Below are 21630 nucleotides of genomic sequence, written 5' to 3'. Positions count from 1 at the left end.
AGTGACCGCGCTCACGATCCACACCGACTGCCCAGGTGAGCTGCCCTGTGAGGCGGGCCGGGGAGTGGGGGTCAGAGGCCCCCGCGACCAGGGCCGGGACGGGCTCGGCGCGCCGGGGGACGGCACCGAGCCGCGGTGGGAGGCCGGAGGGCGGCGGTCAGCACAGCACCACCGGCAGCTCGGCCAGGCCGCGGATGACGAACTCCGGACGGCGCACCGGCTCCCCGCCGGGCTCCAGCCGGGAGGTGCGCACCAGCAGGGCGCCGAAGGAGGCCTGCAGCTCCACGCGGGCCAGCGGGGCGCCGATGCAGAAGTGCACGCCGGCCCCGAAGGTGATGTGCGGGTTGTCGGTCCGGCCGACGTCGAACCGGTCCGGGTCGGGGAAGACCGCCGGGTCCCGGTTGGCGGCCCCGAGCAGTGCGGCGACCTTCTGCCCCTCCCGCACGGTCACCCCACCCACCTGCACGTCGGTGGTGGCCGTCCGCTCGAACAGCTGCAGGGGCGAGTCGAACCGCATGAACTCCTCGACGGCGGTCGGCAGCAGGCCGGGGTCGTCGCGCAGCCGGGCCAGCTGGTCGGGGTGCTCGAGCAGCGCGAGCAGGCCGTTGCCGCTGACGTTGACCGTCGCCTCGTGCCCCGCGTTGAGCAGCAGGACGCACGTGGTGACCAGCTCGTCCTCGGTGAGCCGGTCGCCGTCGGAGTCCCGCACGCCGACCAGGTGCGAGAGCAGGTCCTCGCCGGGGGCGCGGCGGCGCTCGGCGGCCAGCCCGCGCAGGTAGGTGACGAACTGGTCCGCCGCACGCTCGGCGGCGTCCTCGACGGCCGCCGTCCGGCCGTACTCGTACATCTTCACGATCGCGTTGGACCACGGCCGCAGCAGCGGGCGGTCGGCGTCCGGGACGCCGAGCAGCTCGGCGATGACGGCGACCGGCAGCTCCTCGGCCATCCCGGAGAGGACGTCGACCGGCTCCGTCCCGCCGGAGCGCTCGACCAGGCCGTCGACCAACTGGCCGGCCAGCCGCTGCACCCAGGGCCGCAGCCGCTCGACGTGCCCGCGGGCGAAGGCGGCGCTGACCAGGCGGCGCAGCCGGGTGTGGTCCGGCGGCTCCATCTCCAGCAGGGCGTTGCGGTGGACCAGGTTGAAGGAGCCGAAGCGCTCGGCCGGCTCCCGGTCACGCCAGATGCGGCCCAGCCGGCGGTCCCGCAGGACGGCGTTGCTCTCGGCGTGGGTGAACGCCAGCCACAGCCCCAGGCCCTCGTGCCACTGCACCGGCGCCTGCGCCCGGGCGCGGGCGAAGGACGGGTAGGGGTCGGCGACGACGGCGGGGTCGGTGAGGTCGATCGGCGGAGCCGCGGGTGTCACGCCGGGGCAGCGTAGTGAGAGGACCTCCCTGCCCCCACGGCGCGCAGGGCTCGTCGCGGCACCCTGCAGGGAGGCCGCCGTGACCTCGGACGCTGCCCCGCACCGTGGGCAGGGGGTGAGCGTCCCCCGGGGGTGTCCGCGCCCCGATCCTCCCGACGCGTCGCGGAGCGCGCCGCGACCGCCACCTAGGCTCGGGCCATGGCCCGCTCCGCGACCCGCAAGCGTCCCGCTGCCCCTGCCGCAGACGGCGGCGTCAACCCCAAGGCGCCCTGTCCGTGCGGCTCGGGCCGCCGGTACAAGCACTGCCACGGCTCGGGCTACGCCCCGCCGGTGACCCGGCCGTTCGAGGGGCTGCCCGGCGAGGAGCACTGGGTCGCGCTGCGCGAGCTGGTCCCGGCGGCGACCGCGCCGCTGCGGACGACGGACGGGCGCGACGTCACCCTGGCCAGCGTGCTGCCCGGCGGCGCCCCGGCGCTGGTCCGCGCCAACGGCGAGATCCTGCTCGGCGTCCAGCTGCAGGGCTCCTCCGACGACGTCAGCCGAGACCTCGGGACGGCGCTGGCCGCCGCGCTCGAGGCGCCGGCCGGTGCGCCGGTCGACCCGGGTCCGCTCGGCGGTGCCGGGTCGGCCGGCCCCCGGCTGCAGGAGCTGGTCGACACCACGGCGCCGCTCGAGGTCACCGTGCACGAGGACTTCGGCTTCTGGCTCGAGGGCGTCGAGGCCGGCGCCGCGGCCCGTGCCGGGCTGGAGCAGGCGAACGCGGCGATCCTGCCGACCGAGCTGCTCCCCGGCCTGGGTGCCGCCTACTGGGTGCGGCCGGGTGCCGAGCGGGCGCACCTGCGGTGGGTGCGGCCCGAGCCGGAGGAGCAGTTGCTCGACGCGCTGGCCCGGCTGCGCGCCTCGGGCGAGATCCTGCTGGGCGAGGGCACTCGGTACGCCGGCGCCTTCCGCGCGCACGGGCTGCTCGTGCCGGTGTGGGACCTGCCCGCCGACACCCCGGCCGCCGACTGGACCGACGCCGCCACGGCGTTCCAGGCGCGTCTGGAGGAGGCGCTGGCCGCGACCGGCCCGCTGACCGCCGACGAGCGTCGTGCCCGCGCCGGCCTGCTCTCCCGCCAGATCACGCTGCGCTGAGGGGCCCCGTCCTCCTCGCCGTGGGAGGACCCCGTCCTCCCACCCTCGGCGGAGCTCACGGCGGCGCCCGGGACGGGGCCGGCGGCGAGCCTCTGGACGGGGCCGGGGGCTCGCCGCTGTGCGCCTCCCCGGCGTGCGGACACCGCGTAGCCGTGGTCTCACCGTTCGCCGACGACCTCACCCGAAGGGGCTGACCGCCAGGTCGGCGTTACGAGACCGTGACGCCGAAGTGGCGAACAGGGGTTGACGGCGCGGGGTTGTTAACGCTCACACTTGTGCCGCTCGCCACGGGCGGGCCTGCGCCGGGTCGAGCGCGCAGCAGTCTCGAGGAGGAGATCACGTGAGCAAGAGGCTCGGCTTCGCCGCCCTCAGCGCCGGCATGGCGCTGACCCTGGCGGCCTGTGGCGGCGAGGGCGCCGGCGGCAGCGGTGGTGCCGGCGGTGGGGGTGCCGAGGCAGAGGACCTGACCATCGGCGTCTCGATGCCGACCCAGACCTCCGAGCGGTGGATCGCCGACGGGAACAACGTCAAGGAGCAGCTGGAGGGCGAGGGCTACACCGTCGACCTGCAGTACGCCAACGACGACATCCCCACCCAGTCGCAGCAGATCGACCAGATGATCACCGAGGGTGCCGACATCCTCGTCGTCGCGGCGATCGACGGCACGGCCCTCTCGGGTCAGCTGGAGAACGCGGCGTCCAACAACATCCCGGTCATCTCCTACGACCGCCTCATCCGCGACAGCGAGAACGTCGACTTCTACGTCACGTTCGACAACTTCCAGGTGGGCGTCGCCCAGGGCAACGCGCTGCTGCGGGGCCTCGGCCTGCAGAACGAGGACGGCTCGCCGGGCACCGCGACCGGTCCGTTCAACGTCGAGCTGTTCGCCGGTTCGCTGGACGACAACAACGCGTTCTTCTTCTGGGACGGCGCGATGTCGGTCCTGCAGCCGCTGATCGACCAGGGCACCCTGGTCGTCAAGTCGGGCCAGACCAACATCGAGCAGGCCGCCATCCTGCGCTGGCAGCAGGAGACCGCCCAGCGGCGGATGGAGGACCTGCTGACCTCCGCCTACAACGACGGCTCCCGGGTCGACGGCGTCCTCTCGCCGTACGACGGCCTCTCCCGCGGCATCATCACCGCGCTGCAGAACGCCGGCTACGGCCCGACGCTCGACGCCGCCAACCCGATGGCGGTCGTGACCGGTCAGGACGCCGAGATCGCCTCGGTCAAGCTGATCAACGACGGGGTCCAGAGCTCCACGATCTTCAAGGACACCCGTCTGCTGGCCGAGCAGGCCGTCGCCGCCGCCTCCGCCTTCGCCGAGGGCAACGAGCCGGAGGCCAACGACACCGAGACGTACAACAACGGCGTCAAGGTCGTCCCGTCCTACCTGCTCCCGGTCGAGACGGTCTTCGCGGACGACATCCAGTCCGTGCTGATCGACTCCGGCTACTGGACCCAGGAAGAGGTCGCCAGCGGCCAGGCGGACTGACCTCCGCCACCTGAGCCCGGCCGGGCCCGGCAGCACCGCTGTCGGGCCCGGCCGGCACCACCCGGGCCCGGCATCCCGCGGCCTGGCCCACCCCGCCGGGGTGGCGCACACTTCTCCCCACCATCCGCGGCGCGCCCTCTGCCAGCGACGAGGCGCCGACGACAGGACGACGAGGTCCCATGGACTACATCCTGGAGATGCGCGGCATCACCAAGACCTTCCCCGGCGTCAAGGCCCTCGAGGACGTCAACCTGGCGGTCCGCCGAGGCGAGATCCACGCCATCTGCGGCGAGAACGGCGCCGGGAAGTCGACCCTGATGAAGGTCCTCTCCGGCGTCTACCCGACCGGCACCTACGAGGGCGAGATCGTCTTCGACGGCCAGCCGGTCCGCTTCAACGGCATCCGCGACAGCGAGCACGTGGGCATCGTGATCATCCACCAGGAGCTCGCCCTGGTCCCGTACCTGTCGATCGCGGAGAACATCTTCCTGGGCAACGAGCGGCGCGGTCGGTTCGGGGTCATCGACTGGAACAAGGCCAACGCCGAGGCCGGCGAGCTGCTGCGCTCGGTGGGGCTCGACGAGAACCCGGTGACCCCGGTGGGCCAGCTCGGCGTCGGCAAGCAGCAGCTGGTCGAGATCGCCAAGGCGCTGTCCAAGGACGTGCGGCTGCTCATCCTCGACGAGCCCACCGCCGCGCTGAACGACAACGACTCGGCGCACCTGCTCGACCTGCTGCGCCGCCTCCGCGACCGCGGGATCACCTGCATCATGATCTCGCACAAGCTCAACGAGATCACCGCCGTCGCGGACAACGTCACCGTCATCCGCGACGGCAAGACCGTCGAGACGCTGAGCCTGCACGCCGGCGAGGTCACCCAGGACCGGATCATCCGCGGGATGGTCGGCCGCGACCTGGAGAGCTACTACCCCGAGCGCGAGTCGCACCCCGGCGAGGAGGTGCTGCGCGTCGAGGACTGGACGGTGTGGCACCCGACCCAGGACCGCAAGATCGTCGACGGGGCGAGCTTCACCGTCCGCGCCGGGGAGGTCGTCGGGATCGCCGGCCTCATGGGTGCCGGGCGCACCGAGCTGGCGATGAGCATCTTCGGGCGCGCCTACGGCCGGAACATCACCGGCCGCATGTACGTGCACGGCAAGGAGGTCCGGCCCCGCAACGTGGCCGAGGCCATCGACGCCGGCATCGCCTACGCCACCGAGGACCGCAAGCACTACGGCCTCAACCTCATCGAGGACATCCGGCGCAACGTCTCCGCCGCGGCCCTGGAGAAGCTCTCCAGCAACGGCTTCGTCAACGGCAACGAGGAGATCAAGGTCGCCGAGGGCTACCGCCGGGACATGAACATCAAGGCGCCCAGCGTCGCCTCGGTCGTCGGCAAGCTCTCCGGCGGCAACCAGCAGAAGGTCGTGCTGTCCAAGTGGCTGTACACCGACCCCGAGGTGCTCATCCTCGACGAGCCCACCCGCGGCATCGACGTGGGTGCGAAGTACGAGATCTACACGATCATCAACCGGCTGGTCGCGGCCGGTAAGGCGGTGCTGGTCATCTCCTCCGAGCTGCCCGAGCTGCTCGGCATCTGCGACCGCATCTACACCCTGTCCGCGGGTCGGATCACCGGCGAGGTGCCCGTCGGCCAGGCGACCCAGGAGAACCTGATGGAGCTCATGACCAAGGAGAAGGAGCTCGCGGCATGACCAGGACCGTCCCGCCGTCGTCCGAGCCGGAGGCCCAGTCCTCCACCACGCCCAAGGACGTCGCCCCCGCCGTCGCCCTCCACACCGGCACCAGCAACGTCCGCACGCTGCTGACGAGCAACCTGCGGCAGAGCGGCATCTACATCGCCTTCGTGGCGATCATCGCGCTGTTCGCCGTGCTGACCGGGGGGACGCTGCTCGCCCCGGGCAACATCACCAACATCGTCCTGCAGTACAGCTACATCCTGATCCTGGCCATCGGCATGGTCATCGTGATCATCGCCGGGCACATCGACCTCTCGGTCGGGTCGGTGGTGGCGCTCACCGGCGCGGTCTCGGCGGTGCTGGTCATCCGGCAGGGCATGCCGTGGTGGGTGGGCGTGCTGGCGGCTCTGGCGACGGGTCTCGCGATCGGCGCCTGGCACGGCTTCTGGGTCGCCTACGTCGGCATCCCCGCGTTCATCGTGACCCTCGCCGGCATGCTGCTGTTCCGCGGTCTGACGCTGCAGGTGCTCGACAACATCTCGCTGTCGCCGTTCCCGCAGGAGTACGGCCGGATCGCCAGCGGCTTCCTCAACGGCCTCATCGGCGGTCAGGGCTACGACGCGTTCACCCTGCTCGTCTTCGGCATCGCGGTCGCCGGGTACGCGGTCAGCCAGTACCGCAGCCGGATCGCCCGCATCCGCTACCAGCAGCCGGTCGAGTCCTTCCCGCTGTTCGTCGCCAAGATCGTGCTCGTCGGCGCGGTGGTCATGGCCTTCGCCTGGCAGCTGGCGACCGCCCGCGGCCTGCCGATCGTGCTCATCATCCTGGCCGTGCTGATCATCACCTACGGGATCGTCACGACCCGGACGGTGTTCGGCCGCCAGGTCTACGCCATCGGCGGCAACCTGGCGGCGGCCACGCTGTCGGGTGTGAAGGTCCGGGCGGTCAACTTCTGGATCTTCGTGAACATGGGCTTCCTGGCCGCGGTCGCCGGCGTCGTCTTCTCGTCGCGGTCCAACGGCGCCCAGCCCAGCGCGGGCAACATGTTCGAGCTCGACGCGATCGCCGCGGCGTTCATCGGCGGCGCCGCCGTCACCGGTGGTGTCGGCACCGTGGTCGGCGCCATGGTCGGTGGTCTGATCATGGCCGTCATGAGCAACGGCATGCAGCTCATGGGCGTCGACCAGTCCATCCAGTCGGTGGTCAAGGGCCTGGTGCTGCTGCTGGCCGTGGCCTTCGACGTCTACAACAAGCGGCGCGCCGGCGCGTCCCGCTGACGCTCCGGGGGCGGCCCCGCGGAGCTCCCGCGGGGCCGCCCGACAGGGCATCGACCGAGGCGGCCACGGGCCGGCTCCTCGACGGGGAGGGGTGACGGTGGAGCCCGAGGGGCCGAGCCGAGCGCTGGTCATGTCGGACGTCGCGGCTCGGGCCGGCGTCTCGCACCAGACGGTGTCCCGGGTCATCAACGGGCACCCCAACGTCGCACCAGGGACCCGTGAGCGCGTCGAGCGGGCGATCCGCGAGCTGGGCTACCGGCCCAACACCGCCGCGCGGGCGCTGGTCACCGGCTCGACCCGCACCCTCGGGTTCGTCGCCGTGAACATCAACCAGTACGGCCCGGCGCAGACCCTGGTCGGGCTGGAGCGGGCGGCACGGGCGGCCGGCTACTCGCTCGGCGTCACCGTGCTCGACGAGGCCACCGCCGAGGCCATGCGCGACGCCCTCGACCGCTTCACGGCCCAGTCGGTGGACGCCGTCCTGGCGCTGGCCACCTACGACGACGCCGTGGAGGCGCTGCACCAGGTGCACACCCCGCTGCCGCTGGTCACGGTGCAGAGCGGCGGGGCGCTCGAGGAGCCCGCGGTCGGCGTCGACCAGGTCGCCGGCGCCCGGCTGGCCACCCGCCACCTGCTGGACCTCGGCCACCGCACCGTCCACCACGTCACCGGCCCCGCCGACTCCAAGGAGGCCCGGGACCGGGTCGAGGGCTGGCGCACCGAGCTGGCCGCCGTGGGGGCCCGCGTGCCGGAGTGCCTGCACGGCGACTGGACGCCGTCCTCGGGGTACGAGGCCGGCCGCCGGCTGGCTGCCCGCAAGCGTGCCGGTGAGGACGTCACCGCGGTCTTCCTCGCCAACGACCAGATGGCCCTGGGCCTGCTCGCGGCGCTGCACGAGGAGGGCCTCGAGGCGCCGTGCGACGTCAGCGTGGTCGGCTTCGACGACCTGCCCGAGGCCCCCTACCTGACCCCGCCGCTGACCACCGTGCGGCAGGACTTCGCCGAGCTCGGCCGCCGGGCCGTGGAGCTCGTGCTCGCCCGGCTGGCCGGACGGGAGCTGCACCTGCAGCCGGTCCCGCCGGTCCTGCTCATCCGGTCGAGCACCGGCCCGGTCCCGGTGGGGAGCACACCCGCCGGGGTGTGACGCCAGTCCCTGTTAGCGCTAACATCCCGGCGGCGACGCGACCGTCGTCGTGGCCGCCGGGCGGAGGAGGAACGCATGCCGGACACCGCTCTGCGGCGGGAGGGTCGCGGGAGATGACGATGGACGTCGGCGAGGCGATCTCGGGAGGTCGCACGGCCCTGGGGATCGAGCTGGGATCGACCCGGATCAAGGCAGTCCTCATCGGCCCGGACCACGCTCCGCTCGCGGTCGGCAGCCACGACTGGGAGAACCAGTTCGTCGAGCGGCGGTGGACGTACTCGCTGGAGGCCGTCTGGGCGGGGGTGCAGCAGAGTTTCGCGGCTCTGGCGGACGACGTGCGGCGACGCCACGGGGTCGAGCTGGCACGAGTCGGTGCGCTCGGCGTGTCGGCGATGATGCACGGCTACCTGGCGTTCGACGTCGACGGTGAGCTGCTCACGCCGTTCCGCACCTGGCGCAACACGAACACGGGTCGATCAGCGGAGCGGCTCAGCGCGGAGTTCGGCGTCAACATCCCGCACCGGTGGAGCGTCGCGCACCTCTACCAGGCGATCCTGGACGGCGAGGACCACGTCGGCCGGCTCGACCACCTGACGACCCTGGCCGGCTACGTGCACTGGCAGCTCACCGGCGAGAAGGTCCTCGGCGTCGGCGACGCCAGCGGCATGTTCCCGATCGACGCCGGTACCGGCGGTTACTCCGCTCCGATGCTGGACCGGTTCGACCAGCTGGCTGCCGAGGCCGGGGTCGAGCTGACCCTCGCCGACCTGCTGCCCAGGATCGCGTCCGCCGGCCAGCCGGCCGGCGAGCTCACCGAGGCGGGCGCGCAGCTGCTCGACCCGACCGGGCGGCTGCGGCCCGGCATCCCGCTCTGCCCACCCGAGGGTGACGCGGGCACGGGGATGGTCGCCACCAACTCGGTCGCTCCGCGCACCGGCAACGTCTCCGCCGGGACGAGCATCTTCGCCATGGTCGTGCTCGAGCGCGAACTCACCCGGGCGCACCGCGAACTCGACCTCGTGACCACGCCGGCCGGCGACCCGGTGGCCATGGTGCACTGCAACAACGGGGCCAGTGAGGTGAACGCCTGGGTCGGTCTGTTCACCGAGTTCGCCCGGGCGCTGGGCTCCGAGGTGGACCAGTCGGCCGTCTTCGAGGTCCTGTTCTCCGCCGCGCTCGGTGGTGCCGGCGACGGCGGCGGGATGCTGGCCTACAACTACCTCTCAGGGGAGCCGATCACCGACCTCGAGGAGGGGCGGCCGCTGTTCGTGCGGTCCCCGGACAGCAGGTTCGACCTCGCCACCTTCATGCGGACGCACCTGTTCGCGTCCCTCGCCACGCTGCGGATCGGCATGGACGTCCTGCAGAGGACCGAGGGCGTGCGGCTCGACCGGATGTTCGCGCACGGCGGCCTGTTCCGGACCAAGGGCGTGGCGCAACGCTTCCTGGCCGCCGCGATCGACACCCCGGTGTCCGTCGGGGACGTCGCTGCCGAGGGTGGCGCCTGGGGGATCGCCGTCCTGGCTGCATTCGCCACGGGACGCCCGCCGGGACAGGACCTGGCCGACTACCTCGACACGACGGTCTTCGCCGGCGCGGCCCTGGAGACCGCCGAGCCCGAGCCGGAGGACGTCGCCGGCTTCGACGCGTTCATGCAGCGGTACGTCGCCGGGCTCCCGGTCGAGCGGGCCGCCGTGACATGCCTGTGAGTCCCTGTCCGTGACCACGTCCGCCGCACTCGCCGAGGAGCAGGCCGTATGACCACCACCGAGCCCCGCACCGAGCGGGGCACCCACCGCGCGCAGCGGGAGCACGTCGCCGCGCTGCACGCCGAGCTGACCCGCAACGGGCTGGTCACCTGGACCTCCGGCAACGTGTCCGAGCGGGTGCCCGGCGAGGACCTGTTCGTCATCAAGGGCAGCGGCGTCCTCTACGACGAGCTGACCTGGGAGGGCATCACCGTCTGCGACCTCGACGGCAACGCCGTCGACGGGGTCAAGAAGCCCTCCAGCGACACCGACGCGCACGCCTACGTCTACCGGCACGTGCCCGAGGTCAACGGCCAGGTGCACACGCACAGCCCGTACGCCACGGCCTGGGCGGCGCGGGCCGAGCCGATCCCGTGCGTGCTCACCGCGATGGCCGACGAGTTCGGCGGGCCGATCCCGGTCGGCCCGTTCGCGCTCATCGGCGACGACTCGATCGGCCGGGGGATCGTGGCCACGCTGCGCGACTCCCGGTCCCCGGCGGTGCTCATGCAGAACCACGGCGTCTTCACGATCGGCCCGTCGGCCAAGGCGGCGGTCAAGGCCGCGGTCATGACCGAGGACGTCGCCCGCACGGTGCACCTGTCCCGCCAGCTCGGCGAGCCCCTGCCCATCGCGCAGTCGGACATCGACTCGCTGTACGCCCGCTACCAGAACGTCTACGGACAGTGAGGAGAGGTCCCACCGTGGTCGACGACCCGTTCGAGGGGCACGAGGTCTGGTTCCTGACCGGCAGCCAGGGGCTGTACGGCGAGGAGACCCTGCGGCAGGTCGCCGAGCAGTCGCAGCGGGTCGCCGCGGCACTCGACGAGGCCGCCGAGGTGCCGGTCCGGGTGGTGTGGAAGCCGGTCCTCACCGACGCCGCCGCCGTCCGGCGGGCGATGGGTGAGGCCAACGAGGACCCGGGTTGCGTCGGCGTCGTCACCTGGATGCACACCTTCTCCCCGGCGAAGATGTGGATCAGCGGGCTGGACGCGCTGCGCAAGCCGCTGCTGCACCTGCACACCCAGGCCGACGCCGCCCTGCCGTGGGCGACGATCGACATGGACTTCATGAACCTCAACCAGGCCGCGCACGGCGACCGGGAGTACGGGTTCGTGCTGACCCGGCTGCGCATGCCGCGCACGACGGTCGCGGGCCACGTGTCCAACCCGCGGGTGCGCTCCCGGGTCGGCTCGTGGGCGCGGGCGGCCACGGCGGCGGCGGCCGCCCGGTCGCTGCGGCTGGCGCGCTTCGGCGACAACATGCGCAACGTCGCGGTCACCGAGGGCGACAAGGTCGAGGCCGAGATCCGCTTCGGCATGTCGGTGAACACCTGGGGCGTCAACGACCTCGTCGCCGTGGTCGACGCCGTCGAGGACAAGGCCGTCGACGCCCTCGTCGAGGAGTACGGCGACCTGTACGAGTTCGCCGACGACGCCCGCCCGGGCGGGCCGCAGCACGAGGCCGTGCGCTACCAGGCCCGTGTCGAGGCGGCGCTGCGCAGCTTCCTCGAGGACGGCGGCTTCACCGCGTTCACCACGAACTTCGAGGACCTCGGCGGGCTGCGCCAGCTCCCCGGCCTCGCCGTCCAGCGGCTGATGGCCGACGGCTACGGCTTCGGCGGCGAGGGCGACTGGAAGACCGCGGCGCTGCTGCGCACCCTCAAGGTCGCCGCGGCCGGGCTGCCCGGCGGCACCTCCTTCATGGAGGACTACACCTACGACCTCACCGGGACGCCGAGGATCCTCGGCGCGCACATGCTCGAGGTCTGCCCGACCATCGCCGGCGACCGGCCGCGGGTGGAGGTGCACCCGCTGTCGATCGGCGGCCGCGAGGACCCGGCACGCCTGGTCTTCACCGCGGCGCCGGGCGCGGGCGTCGTCGTCGGCTGGTGCGACCTGGGCGACCGGTTCCGCTGGGTGGCCAACGAGGTCGACGTCGTCGAGCCCGACGAGCCGCTGCCGAACCTGCCGGTGGCCCGCGCGGTGTGGCAGCCGCGGCCGGACTTCGAGACGGCGACCGAGGGCTGGCTGACCGCCGGCGGCCCGCACCACACGGTGCTCTCCACCGCGATCGGCGCCGACGAGCTCACCGACCTGGCCGAGGTGTTCGCGACCGAGCTGGTACTCATCGACGCCGACACCACGCGCCGCTCGCTGGCGAAGGAGCTGCGCTGGGGCGCCGCGTACCACCGTCTGGCCCAGGGCCTCTAGGCCGACGAGGCGCTCCCGAGGAGGGTGGCGACCGCAGCCCGGGCCCGGACCCGGGCGCGGCCGTCGCCCTCCACCAGAGCGGAGATCACGGTCCCGTCCAGGACGGCGACCAGCTGAGCCGTGTCGGCGCCGGCGTGCCCGCAGCGGTCCAGTGCCTCGGTGAGCAGTGCGTCCACCCGACGTCGGGTCCGCCGGAGGACCGGCCGCAGCGCCGGGTGCCGGCCGCCGGCGAGGAAGCGCTCGTAGTGGGCCTGGAGGTCGGCGTCCTCGAGCCGGTCGGGGCCGAGGACGACGTCCAGGACGATGCCGGCGACCCGGTCGGCCGACGTGCGGCGCCGGGGCAGTGCGGCGACCAGCTCGCTGACGAGGTCCAGCTCGTCGTCCGCGGCGCGCTCGACGGCGGCCACGAGCAGGTCGTCGAGCGAGCGGAAGTAGTAGGTGGTGGCGGCGAGCGGGACGCCCGCGGCGGCGGCCACCGCGCGGTGCGACGTCCCGTCGGGGCCCTCCGTCGCGACGAGCCCCGCCGCCGCCGCCACGATCGCCTCCCGGCGGGCCGCGCCCTTGGCCGTCGCCGCTCGGGACGCCCCGCCCGTCGCGGCCACGGTCAGTGGGCCGACGACGAGGAGAGGTTCAGGCCGACCACCCCGCCGATGATGAGCGCGATCGAGACCAGCCGGAGGGTCGTCACCGGGTCGCGCAGGAAGACCATCCCCACGATCGCCGTCCCGGCCGCGCCGATGCCGGTCCACACCGCGTACGCGCTGCCCACCGGCAGGCTCCGCAGCGCCCACGACAGCAGGCCGAAGCTGATGGCGGCGGAGCTGGTGAACGCCAGCGACCACCCCAGCCGGCTGAACCCCTCCGACAGCTTCAGCGAGACCGCGAAGGCCGTCTCGAACAGTCCGGCCACGATGACCATCGCCCACGCCACTGCAGGCCTCCTCACCTCGACTGAGACAACCGTACCAGAATGTTGGGACGGCCGTACCAATCGGTCGGGGTGCGGCCCTACAGCGGGTCGCGGGCGACGGGGCAGGACATGCACCTCGGTCCGCCGCGGCCGCTGCCCAGCTCCGAGCCCGCGATCCGCACCACCTCGATGCCGGCCGCCTCGAGCGCGGCGTTGGTGACGGTGTTGCGCTCGTAGGCCACCGCCAGCCGCGGGGCGACGGCGAGGGTGTTGTTGCCGTCGTCCCACTGCTCGCGTTCGGCGGTGACCGGGTCGAGACCGGTGTCGATCACCCGCAGCCGGTCGATGCCCATCGCGGCGGCCGCGGCCTCGAGGAAGGGTGCCGGGCCGCGGACGACGAGGTCGGTGGTGTCGTCGTCGTCCGGCAGGACGTCGGCGGTGATCGTCCAGGCGGCCAGTGAGCCGGCGACCGCCGGGTACACCAGCATCGCGTCGACGTCGACCATCGTGGCGATGGTGTCCAGGTGCATGGTCGCCCGCTGCTGCGCGATCGGGACGACGAGCACCGTGTGCGCCAGCCGGCGTGCGAAGACGCGGCGGGCCAGCCGCTCCGCGCCGCCGGGCGTCGTCCGCTCACCGACGCCGACCGCGACCACCCCTGGTGCCAGCAGCAGGACGTCGCCGCCCTCGAGGTGCTCCAGGGAGGCGTCGTAGAGCTGCTCGGCGCCGGCGAAGCGCGGGTGGTGGGCGTAGACCGCGGCGGTGATGGTGCTCTCCCGGTGCCGCGCCGGCATCGCCAGCGAGGTCACCGCGACCTGGTCGCCCACCCACACCGACGAGTCGCGGGTGAACAGCAGGTTGGGCAGCGGGGGGACGACGAAGTCGCCGCGCGCCATGAGCTCCCAGGACAGGCCGCGGGCGCCGGGCAGCTCGTCGTGGGCCACCCCGGCGACCAGCGCGCGGGCGAGGTCCTCGGGGGAGAGGTCGGCCAGGTGGGCGGCGGTGGTGCGCTTGAGCGTCGCGCCCAGCCGCGGGTCCTCGACGGCGGCCGTGACCAGCTCCGCGCGCGCCGCGGGGTCGGTGAGGACCTCGGCCAGCAGCCGGTCCAGGTACAGCACCTCCACGCCGCGGGCGGTGAGCTCCGCGGCGAACGCGTCGTGCTCCTCCTGCGCCCGGCGCACCCACGGCACGCCGTCGAAGAGCAGCTGGTCGTTGTTCCGCGGGGTCAGCCGGCGCAGCTCGGGGCCCGGCCGGTGCAGCAACACCGTCCGCAGCGGCCCGACCTCGCTGGTGGCGCCCCGGGCGGCGGCGGGTGCGGTCATGCGCCGAGGCTGGCACAGGAGGCGCGCCGGTCGCTGGATACGGTGCTCCGGCCGGGGGCCGACGACGTCCCCACGACGCGGAGGAGACCGCCCGTGCACCTGTTCGACCTCACCGGGAAGGTCGCCGTGGTCACCGGCGGCACCCGTGGCATCGGCCTGATGATGGCCCGCGGGCTGCTGCAGGCCGGCGCGTCGGTCTACATCAGTTCCCGCAAGGCCGACGCCGGTGAGGCGGCTGCCGCCGAGCTGTCGCAGTTCGGCACGGTGGAGTCGATCCCCGCCGACGTCTCGACCGAGGCCGAGTGCGTGCGCCTGGCCGAGGAGGTGGGCCGCCGCGAGGAGCGGCTGCACGTGCTGGTCAACAACGCCGGCGCCACCTGGGGCGAGCCGTTCGCGACGTTCCCCGCCTCGGCCTGGGACAAGGTGCTCGACCTGAACCTCAAGGCGCCGTTCTTCCTCACCCGCGCCTTCCTGCCGCTGCTCGAGGCCGCCGGTACCGACGACGACCCGGCCCGCGTGGTCAACGTCGGCAGCATCGACGGGCTGCACGCGCCGTCCCTGCCGACCTACTCCTACTCGGCGAGCAAGGCCGGGGTGCACCACCTCACCCGGGTGCTGGCCAAGGAGCTGGGCCCCAAGCGGATCACCGTCAACGCCGTCGCCCCGGGCCCGTTCGAGTCGAAGATGATGGCCGCCACGCTCGCCGCCCACGGCGACGAGATCGCCGCGTCGTCCCCGCTGGGCCGCATCGGCCGGCCCGACGACATGGCCGGCGTCGTCGTGTACCTGGCCAGCCGGGCCGGTGCCTACGTCACCGGTGCGGTCATCCCGGTGGACGGCGGCCGCGCGACCACCCTCTGACACCGGTGGCCCAGCGGCTGCGGTTCGACGGCTGGATCCTCGGGACCGGCACCGCGTCGGGCACCCGCGTCGTCGTCGGGCACTGGCCGCGCTCGCCCCTGGGGCCGCTGTCCGACGTCATGGTGCAGCGGCCCGACGGCACCCGGCTGTTGCTCGCCCCCACCCGGGAGGCCGCGGACTTCATCGCCGCCACCTACGCCTTCGACGAGGTGCGGCTGGTCCCGGTGACGGTGCACCGGCCGGACCCGCGGACCTGGGCGGTCGACGCCGGCCCGCTGCGGCTGCGGGTCGCGACCGGCCACCGTCCGCCGCTGGGCTGGCTGCTGCGCGTCGTCCCACCGCCCCTGGCCCGCACGCCGGCCTGGGTGGGCCTGCTGGACCGGCCGGCGCGGCTGCTGACCGGCCTGCGCACCACCGGCTCGGCCGGGTACGGCCGCACCGAGTGGTACGGCGTGCAGGACCTGCACGTGGTCACGGCGCTGACGGCCTCGTGGGACGGCGAGCCGCTGGGCGCGCTGGCCCCGGTGCGCCCGCCGGTCACCTTCGGGTTCGGGTCGGTGCCGCCGCGGCCGAGCCTGGCGCGGGTGACGACGACGGTGCAGCTGTCCTGACCCGCTCCCGCGGCGCTGAGCTCCAGCCACCGCGTGGTCCCTCCGGGGACCTCACCCCCTGCCCCGCACCGTGGGCAGGGGGTGAGGCCGCGTCAGGTGGTGCCGGGGTGGCCCGTCAGGGACGCGCCCCGAGCCTGGCCGAGGAGTGGGGAGGACGGGGTGCTTCAGTCGGCCAGCATTCAGTCGGGCAGCAGGACGCCGGGGTTGCAGACGTCCTGCGGGTCGAGCCGCTGCTTGACCGCGCGCAGCACCTCCACGCCCAGCGCGCCGACCTCGCGCTCCAGCCAGGGGCGGTGGTCGGCCCCGACGGCGTGGTGGTGGGTCAGCGTGCCGCCGGCGGCCAGCAGTGCGTCGGTCGCGGCCCGCTTGGCCGAGAGCCACTGCTGGATGGGCAGCGCGTCGTCCCGGTCGGCGAGCACGGTGACGTGCAGCGAGGCGCCGGTCGGGTAGACGTGCGAGACGTGCGTCAGCACCAGCGCCTGCTTCCCGCGCCGGCCCAGCGACGTGCGCAGCGCCTCCCGCACGGCGTCGTGGACGGTGGGCAGCGCCGTCCAGGTGGCCGCCGTCTCCAGCGTCTCGACCAGCAGCCCGGCGTCCAGCAGGCTGTCGCGGGTGTAGGGCGCGGCGTACCGGTGCCGCCACCAGGACTCCCCGACGCGCGTGCCCAGCCGCACCGCCCCCGCGCCGCGCAGCACCGAGGACGCCGCCCGCCGTCGCGCGCGCACCGCCGCCGGCAGCCCCTCCCAGCCGACGACGAGCAGGCAGCCCGCGGCCCGCCCGCGCAGCCGCAGCGAGCCGCGCAGCAGCGACGCGCCGGTGCCGGAGGCGTTCAGCAGGTCGGCGCGGGTCTGGTCGGGGTCGGACAGGCGGACGACGTCGGGCAGCAGCTCGTGGCGGGCCAGCCGCTGCAGCCCGGCCAGCCCCGCCTCCCAGCTGCGGAAGGACCAGCCCTCGTGGTGCCGCGCCCGCGGCTCGGGCCGGACCCGCAGCGTCAGCTCGGTGATGACGCCCAGCGCCCCCTCCGAGCCCAGGGCCAGGCCGAGCAGGTCCGGCCCGGCCGCCGACGCCGGCGGCGAGCCGAGCTCGAGCACCCCGGACGGCGTGGCCAGCGTCAGCCCGGCCACCAGGTCGTCGAAGCGGCCGATGCCGGTGGACGCCTGCCCCGCCGAGCGGGTGGCCGCGTAGCCGCCCATGGTGGCGAACTCCCAGCTCTGCGGCGTGTGGCCGAGGGACAGCCCGTGCCGGCCCAGGTGCTCCTCCAGCGCCGGCCCGCGCACGCCCGGCCCGACCGTGACCAGCGACGACGCGACGTCGAGGGCGTGCACCGAGGCCATCCGGCCCAGGTCGACCGAGACCGACGGCCGGTCGTCGGCGTCGACGCCCGACAGCCCACCGACGACGCTGGTGCCACCGCCGAAGGGCACCGCGACCACGCCGATCTCGCTGCACAGCGCCAGCAGCGCGGCGGTCTCCCCGGTGCTGCCGGGCCGGACGACGGCGTCCGGGGCGTCGGAGGCGTCGCCCTCCCGCCGGCGCAGCAGGTCCAGGTAGCTCTTGCCGCCGGCGCGCCGCAGCCGGGCCTCGCGGTCGGTGCTGACGTGTTCCTCGCCGAGCAGCTCGACCAGCCGCAGCCGGCAGTCCTCGGCCAGCCGGGAGGGCGCCAGCCGGATGTCGGCGACCGGTACCGGTGGGGTGCGCCGCGGGGTCCACCCCAGCTCCCGGGCCAGGTGCCGGCGGGCGGCCTTGGGCAGCACCTCGGCGAGGTCCGGGAAGGCGGTGAGCTCCAGGGAGCCGGGGCCGCCGTCCGCCCCGCGGGCCACCGTCGCGTCGCGGGGACCGGCGGCGGGGCCCCAGCCCTGGATGGTCAGTTCCGGCTGCTCGGGCACGACCACAGTCTGCCGGTGCCCGGCCCCGGTCCGGTGCTCGCCGCGGAGCCGTGGACGCGGCCGGAGCGCCGATCCCTCTGCGGGGGACAGGGAGGACCTCCGTCACTAGGCTGCCCGCTGCGGTCGAGCGCGGGGCCCACCCGCCCACCGCGAGGGAGGTGCGACGTGGCACTGGATCCCGGGGTCCTGGCCGAGCTGGAGTCGATCGTCGGACGGGAGCACGTCCGGCACCGCGAGGGCGAGGTCGCCCCGTACGCCCGGGACGCCACACCGCTGTTCTCCTCCCCGCCGGACGCGGTGGTCTTCCCGGCGCGCACGGAGGAGGTCGCCGCCGTCCTGCGGCTGGCCACCGCCCACCGCGTCCCGGTCGTGCCCCGCGGCGCCGGCTCGAACCTGTGCGCGGCGACCGTGCCGCTGCAGGGCGGCATCCTCCTGGTGCTCACCCGCATGGACCGGGTGCTCGAGATCAGCACCGAAGAACTGCTGGTCCGTGCCGAGCCCGGCGCCACCACGGCCACCGTCGCCGAGGCCGCCGCCGCCCAGGGGCTGCTGTTCGCGCCCGACCCGGGCAGCCGCACCGTCTCGACCGTGGGCGGCAACGTCGCCACCTGCGCCGGCGGCCTGCGCGGCCTCAAGTACGGCGTCACCCGCAACTACGTGCTCGGTCTCGAGGTCGTGCTGCCCACCGGCGAGGTCATCCGCACCGGCGGCCGGCTGTGGAAGGACGTCGCCGGCTACGACCTGACCCGCCTGCTGACCGGCTCGGAGGGCACCCTCGGCGTCATCACCGAGGTGACCCTCGCGCTGCTGCCCATGCCGGCCACGGCGAGCACCGGGGTGGCCTACTTCTCCTCGCTGGCCGACGCCGGCCGCGCGGTGACGCAGGTCCTCGCCCACGGCGTGGTGCCGGCGACGCTGGAGTTCCTCGACCACACCTGCATCGGGGCGGTGGAGGACTACGCCCGGCTGGGGCTGCGCACCGACGCCGGCGCCCTGCTCCTCTTCGGGGACGACGGCGAGCCGGACGCCGTCGAGCGCAACCTGACCCGCATGGGCGAGCTGTGCGCCGACGAGGGGGCGCTCGAGGTCACCGTGGCCAAGGAGGTCGCCCAGTCCGAGGCGCTGCTGGCCGCCCGCCGCTGCTCCCTGCCGGCGCTGTCCCGGCTGGACACGCTCACCGTGCTGGAGGACGTCACCGTGCCCCGCCCGCGGCTGGCCGAGATGGTCGACCGGATCGAGGCCGTCGCCGCCCGGCACGACCTGGTGATCGGCACCTTCGGCCACGCCGGCGACGGCAACCTGCACCCCACCGCGGTCATCGACGCCCGCGACCCGGCGGCCGCCGACCGCACCCACGCCGCCTTCGCCGAGATCTTCGCCGCGGCGCTCGAACTCGACGGCACCATCACCGGGGAGCACGGCGTCGGCGCCGCGAAGCTGCCCTACCTGCGCGACCGGCTGGGAGACGACCAGATGGCCCTGCTCGCACGGATCAAGACGGCCTTCGACCCGGCCGGCATCCTCAACCCCGGGAAGACGGGCTCGTGACGGCCGAGGCGTCCGGCGCCACCGACGCCCCGGGTGCCGCCGGCGCGGCATCGCGCGGGATCTTCCCGCCCGAGCTGCTCGACCGGTGCATCTCCTGCGGGTTCTGCCTGCCGGCCTGCCCGACGTACGCGCTGAGCAAGGACGAGAAGTCCTCGCCGCGCGGGCGGATCACGCTGATGCGCGCGCTGGAGACCGGCGTCCTGGAGGACGACGACCCGACCCTGCAGGAGGAGTCCTCGTTCTGCCTGGGCTGCCGGGCGTGCGAGCCGGTCTGCCCGGCCGGCGTGCAGTACGGCGAGCTGCTCGAGCACTGGCGCTCGCACCAGTGGCAGGGCCGGCGCCGGCCGCCGCTGGCGCGGGTGCTCACCAACGTCGTCGTCCGCAACTGGCTGGTGCGCCGTCTCGGCACCTTCCGCGGGCACGCGCGCACGGCCGCCACCTCCCCGCAGGGTCCGCACCTGATGCTGGGCTGCTTCGAGCGGGCGCTCTTCCCCGCGGTGAGCCGGGCCGCGCGACGGCTGCGCCCGGAGCTCGACGCCCCGGGTGACCAGGGCTGCTGCGGCGCGCTGCACGCGCACAACGGCGACCTCGAGCTGGGCCGCACGATGGCCCGGCGGCTCGGTGACCAGCTGCCCGGCACGATCGTGACCACGGCGGGCGGCTGTGCGGCGCACCTGGCCGGCGTGCTGGGTCGCGACCGGGTCAAGGAGTTCTCCGAGTACGTGGCAGGCGACGGCTCGGCGTCCTTCGGCGAGGTGCGGGTCGACGGACGGCGGGCGCGGGTCGCGCTGCAGGACTCCTGCCACCTGCGCAACGGGATGGACGTCTGGCGGGAGCCGCGGGAGCTGATCGCCGCCGTCGCCGACTACGTCGAGCTGCCCGGCGCGGCGCAGTGCTGCGGCTCGGCGGGCACGTACTCGCTGCTGCGGCCGAGGGACAGCCGCCGGGTGCTGGCCCCGAAGCTCGACCAGATCGAGGCCGCGGGCGTCGACTTCGTCGTCGCGGTGAACCCCGGCTGCCAGCGGCAGCTGGTCACCGGCCTGCGCCGCCGCCGCTCCCGGGTGCGTGTGCTGCACCTGACCGAGCTGCTGGCCGCCGCGCAGGACGGCGGGCTGCCCCGCCGCCGGCTGCGGCTCGGGGCGCGGCCGGGCCGCCGCGCCGAGGTCCCCGCCGACGAGGCCGCCGGGATGGCCGCCCACCTGAACGACCGGCCCCTGCCCGACGACCCGGGCGCGGCCGGTGCCGGCCGACCCGACGCGCTCGACGGGTCCGCCGGCCCCGACGAGGTGCACCGCAGCTGACCCTGCCGGCCGGTCAGGCGGACTGGGGCTGCCTCCGGCGCGCGCCGAGGGCGGCCAACCCGCGCCGGACACCGACCGCCACCGCACCGAGGGCGAAGAAGCCGTCCTCGTCGGCGGGCTGGGTCGTGCGCAGCAGGGTGACCAGCCGGTCCAGCGCGGCCTCGGCTCCGGCGATCCGCTCGTCCCGGCGGTCGGGCGTCGTCCCGTCGGTGCTGTGGTACGGCGTGCGGACCACACCGGCCAGGCCGGCGAGGGCGTCGGCGAGCACCCAGCCGGCCCCGGCCTCGACCCGGTCGATGCCGCGCCGGTGCGGCTGCAGCTCGACGACCAGCGAGGTGAGGTCGTCGACGAGGACGGCGACGCGGTCGACCGCGCGGGACTCCTCGCGGATGCCGGCCGCCCGGCCCTGCCAGCGCGGCGCCCGGGGGTTGGCCCGGCGGGCGCGCTCGACCTGCGCCTCGGCGGCGCGCATCCGGTCCAGCGTGCGGTCCAGCACCGTGGCGCGGCCGCTCCACTCGGCGGGGTCGGGCACCCGGCCCTCGCGCAGGGTGCCCGCGATCTCCTCGAGGTGCGCGGCGAGCTGCGACCGGGCGGTGGCGATCTCCTCGACCGCGCGGGTCAGCTGCATCGGCGGGAAGAGCACGGTGGTCACCAGCACGCCGATCGCGGCCCCGAGCAGCGTCAGCCCGGCGTAGCGCAGCACGTAGGCGCCGGGGTCGTCGAGGCCGACGGTGATCATGAGGACGGCGGCGAAGCTGACCCAGCTGGCCTGCTCGCGCCACAGCTGCAGCTGCTCGACGGCGATCGCCACGGCGACGATGAGCGCGATGGTGAGGGCGTCGGGCACCACCCGCGTGACCTCGTACAGGGCCACGGCCAGTCCGAAGCCGGTGAGGATGGCCAGCACGCTGCGCCAGGCGGCGCTGGCCGAGTCGGCGATCGTCGGGTGCACGGCGATCACCGCGCCCAGCGGGGCGTAGTACGCGTACTCGCTCAGCAGCGGCGGCAGCAGGACGGCGACCTGCCAGGCGAGCGCGGCCGCCACGGCCGCCCGCACCCCGCGCTGCACGGCCGGCCGGTGCAGCTGCACCCACAGGGCTCCCACGAGGAGTCAGGA

The 21630-nt window shown here is 74.4% G+C and carries 18 protein-coding genes; 12 read left to right on the top strand and 6 right to left on the bottom strand.

Translation table 11 applies throughout. The annotated features are described in order from the left end of the window. Positions 1-157: 157 nt before the first annotated feature. Positions 158-1363, bottom strand: coding sequence for a cytochrome P450 (locus ACI79G_RS18495; protein WP_456882565.1), 1206 nt, complete (start codon positions 1361-1363; stop codon positions 158-160). Positions 1364-1561: 198 nt separating this feature from the next. Between ACI79G_RS18495 and ACI79G_RS18490 the strand changes: the two genes are divergently transcribed. From ACI79G_RS18490 to araA, 8 genes are all read left to right on the top strand, one after another. After that, positions 1562-2497 (top strand): DUF5926 family protein, encoded by a 936-nt coding sequence (locus ACI79G_RS18490; RefSeq protein WP_456882564.1) that lies wholly within the window; start codon positions 1562-1564, stop codon positions 2495-2497. A 340-nt stretch (positions 2498-2837) separates the two neighbouring features. Continuing rightward, positions 2838-3992 (top strand): multiple monosaccharide ABC transporter substrate-binding protein, encoded by a 1155-nt coding sequence (gene chvE / locus ACI79G_RS18485; protein ID WP_217636225.1) that lies wholly within the window; start codon positions 2838-2840, stop codon positions 3990-3992. A gap of 179 nt (positions 3993-4171) precedes the next feature. Next, complete coding sequence (mmsA, locus tag ACI79G_RS18480; RefSeq protein WP_456882563.1) at positions 4172-5707, top strand: multiple monosaccharide ABC transporter ATP-binding protein; 1536 nt, start codon at positions 4172-4174, stop codon at positions 5705-5707. Next, entirely contained in the window at positions 5704-6969 is a 1266-nt protein-coding gene (gene mmsB, locus ACI79G_RS18475) for a multiple monosaccharide ABC transporter permease (protein WP_456882562.1), read from the top strand. Before mmsA ends, mmsB begins: the two co-directional genes overlap by 4 nt. A gap of 91 nt (positions 6970-7060) precedes the next feature. Then, entirely contained in the window at positions 7061-8113 is a 1053-nt protein-coding gene (locus ACI79G_RS18470) for a LacI family DNA-binding transcriptional regulator (RefSeq protein ID WP_456882561.1), read from the top strand. Between the two features lie 113 nt (positions 8114-8226). Next, positions 8227-9822 carry a xylulokinase gene (locus ACI79G_RS18465; protein WP_456882560.1) on the top strand — a complete coding sequence of 532 codons (1596 nt, stop codon included), beginning with the start codon at positions 8227-8229 and terminating at the stop codon, positions 9820-9822. Positions 9823-9870: 48 nt separating this feature from the next. Continuing rightward, a complete protein-coding gene (locus ACI79G_RS18460) occupies positions 9871-10551 on the top strand; it encodes an L-ribulose-5-phosphate 4-epimerase (RefSeq protein WP_456882559.1) in 681 nt (226 codons plus the stop codon). 14 nt (positions 10552-10565) lie between these two features. After that, positions 10566-12074: an L-arabinose isomerase gene (gene araA / locus ACI79G_RS18455; protein ID WP_456882558.1), complete on the top strand. Its 1509-nt coding sequence runs from the start codon at positions 10566-10568 to the stop codon at positions 12072-12074. Here araA and ACI79G_RS18450 read toward each other — a convergent pair. The 3 genes from ACI79G_RS18450 to ACI79G_RS18440 all read right to left on the bottom strand — a co-directional run bounded on the left by ACI79G_RS18450 (position 12071) and on the right by ACI79G_RS18440 (position 14306). Continuing rightward, complete coding sequence (locus tag ACI79G_RS18450; protein WP_456882557.1) at positions 12071-12676, bottom strand: TetR/AcrR family transcriptional regulator; 606 nt, start codon at positions 12674-12676, stop codon at positions 12071-12073. The two genes, araA and ACI79G_RS18450, sit on opposite strands and share 4 nt — an antisense overlap. A 2-nt stretch (positions 12677-12678) precedes the next feature. Next, on the bottom strand, positions 12679-13005 hold the full coding sequence (locus ACI79G_RS18445; RefSeq protein WP_456882556.1) for a DMT family transporter: 327 nt from the start codon (positions 13003-13005) through the stop codon (positions 12679-12681). Between the two features lie 77 nt (positions 13006-13082). Continuing rightward, complete coding sequence (locus ACI79G_RS18440) at positions 13083-14306, bottom strand: arginine deiminase (protein WP_456882555.1); 1224 nt, start codon at positions 14304-14306, stop codon at positions 13083-13085. A gap of 93 nt (positions 14307-14399) precedes the next feature. Here ACI79G_RS18440 and ACI79G_RS18435 point away from each other — a divergent pair, with 93 nt between their 5' ends. Both ACI79G_RS18435 and ACI79G_RS18430 read left to right on the top strand, forming a co-directional pair. Then, a complete protein-coding gene (locus ACI79G_RS18435) occupies positions 14400-15167 on the top strand; it encodes an SDR family oxidoreductase (protein ID WP_456882554.1) in 768 nt (255 codons plus the stop codon). 5 nt (positions 15168-15172) lie between these two features. Further along, on the top strand, positions 15173-15778 hold the full coding sequence (locus ACI79G_RS18430) for a hypothetical protein (RefSeq protein WP_456882553.1): 606 nt from the start codon (positions 15173-15175) through the stop codon (positions 15776-15778). 179 nt (positions 15779-15957) lie between these two features. On the opposite strand, the gene ACI79G_RS18425 is transcribed toward ACI79G_RS18430, so the two are convergent. Next, positions 15958-17664 (bottom strand): FAD-binding oxidoreductase, encoded by a 1707-nt coding sequence (locus ACI79G_RS18425; protein ID WP_456882552.1) that lies wholly within the window; start codon positions 17662-17664, stop codon positions 15958-15960. A 165-nt stretch (positions 17665-17829) separates the two neighbouring features. Between ACI79G_RS18425 and ACI79G_RS18420 the strand changes: the two genes are divergently transcribed. Next, the gene (locus ACI79G_RS18420; RefSeq protein WP_091223048.1) at positions 17830-19212 is read left to right on the top strand and encodes an FAD-binding oxidoreductase; all 1383 of its coding nucleotides are present in this window, start codon (positions 17830-17832) and stop codon (positions 19210-19212) included. Continuing rightward, the gene (locus ACI79G_RS18415; RefSeq protein WP_456882551.1) at positions 19209-20513 is read left to right on the top strand and encodes a (Fe-S)-binding protein; all 1305 of its coding nucleotides are present in this window, start codon (positions 19209-19211) and stop codon (positions 20511-20513) included. The genes ACI79G_RS18420 and ACI79G_RS18415 overlap by 4 nt, the downstream gene beginning before the upstream one ends. Positions 20514-20526: 13 nt before the next feature. On the opposite strand, the gene ACI79G_RS18410 is transcribed toward ACI79G_RS18415, so the two are convergent. Continuing rightward, positions 20527-21618 carry an FUSC family protein gene (locus tag ACI79G_RS18410; RefSeq protein ID WP_456882550.1) on the bottom strand — a complete coding sequence of 364 codons (1092 nt, stop codon included), beginning with the start codon at positions 21616-21618 and terminating at the stop codon, positions 20527-20529. Positions 21619-21630: the final 12 nt, after the last annotated feature.

This window comes from Geodermatophilus sp. SYSU D00779 (assembly GCF_054050595.1).
This window is presented reverse-complemented; position numbering and strand designations above follow the sequence as displayed.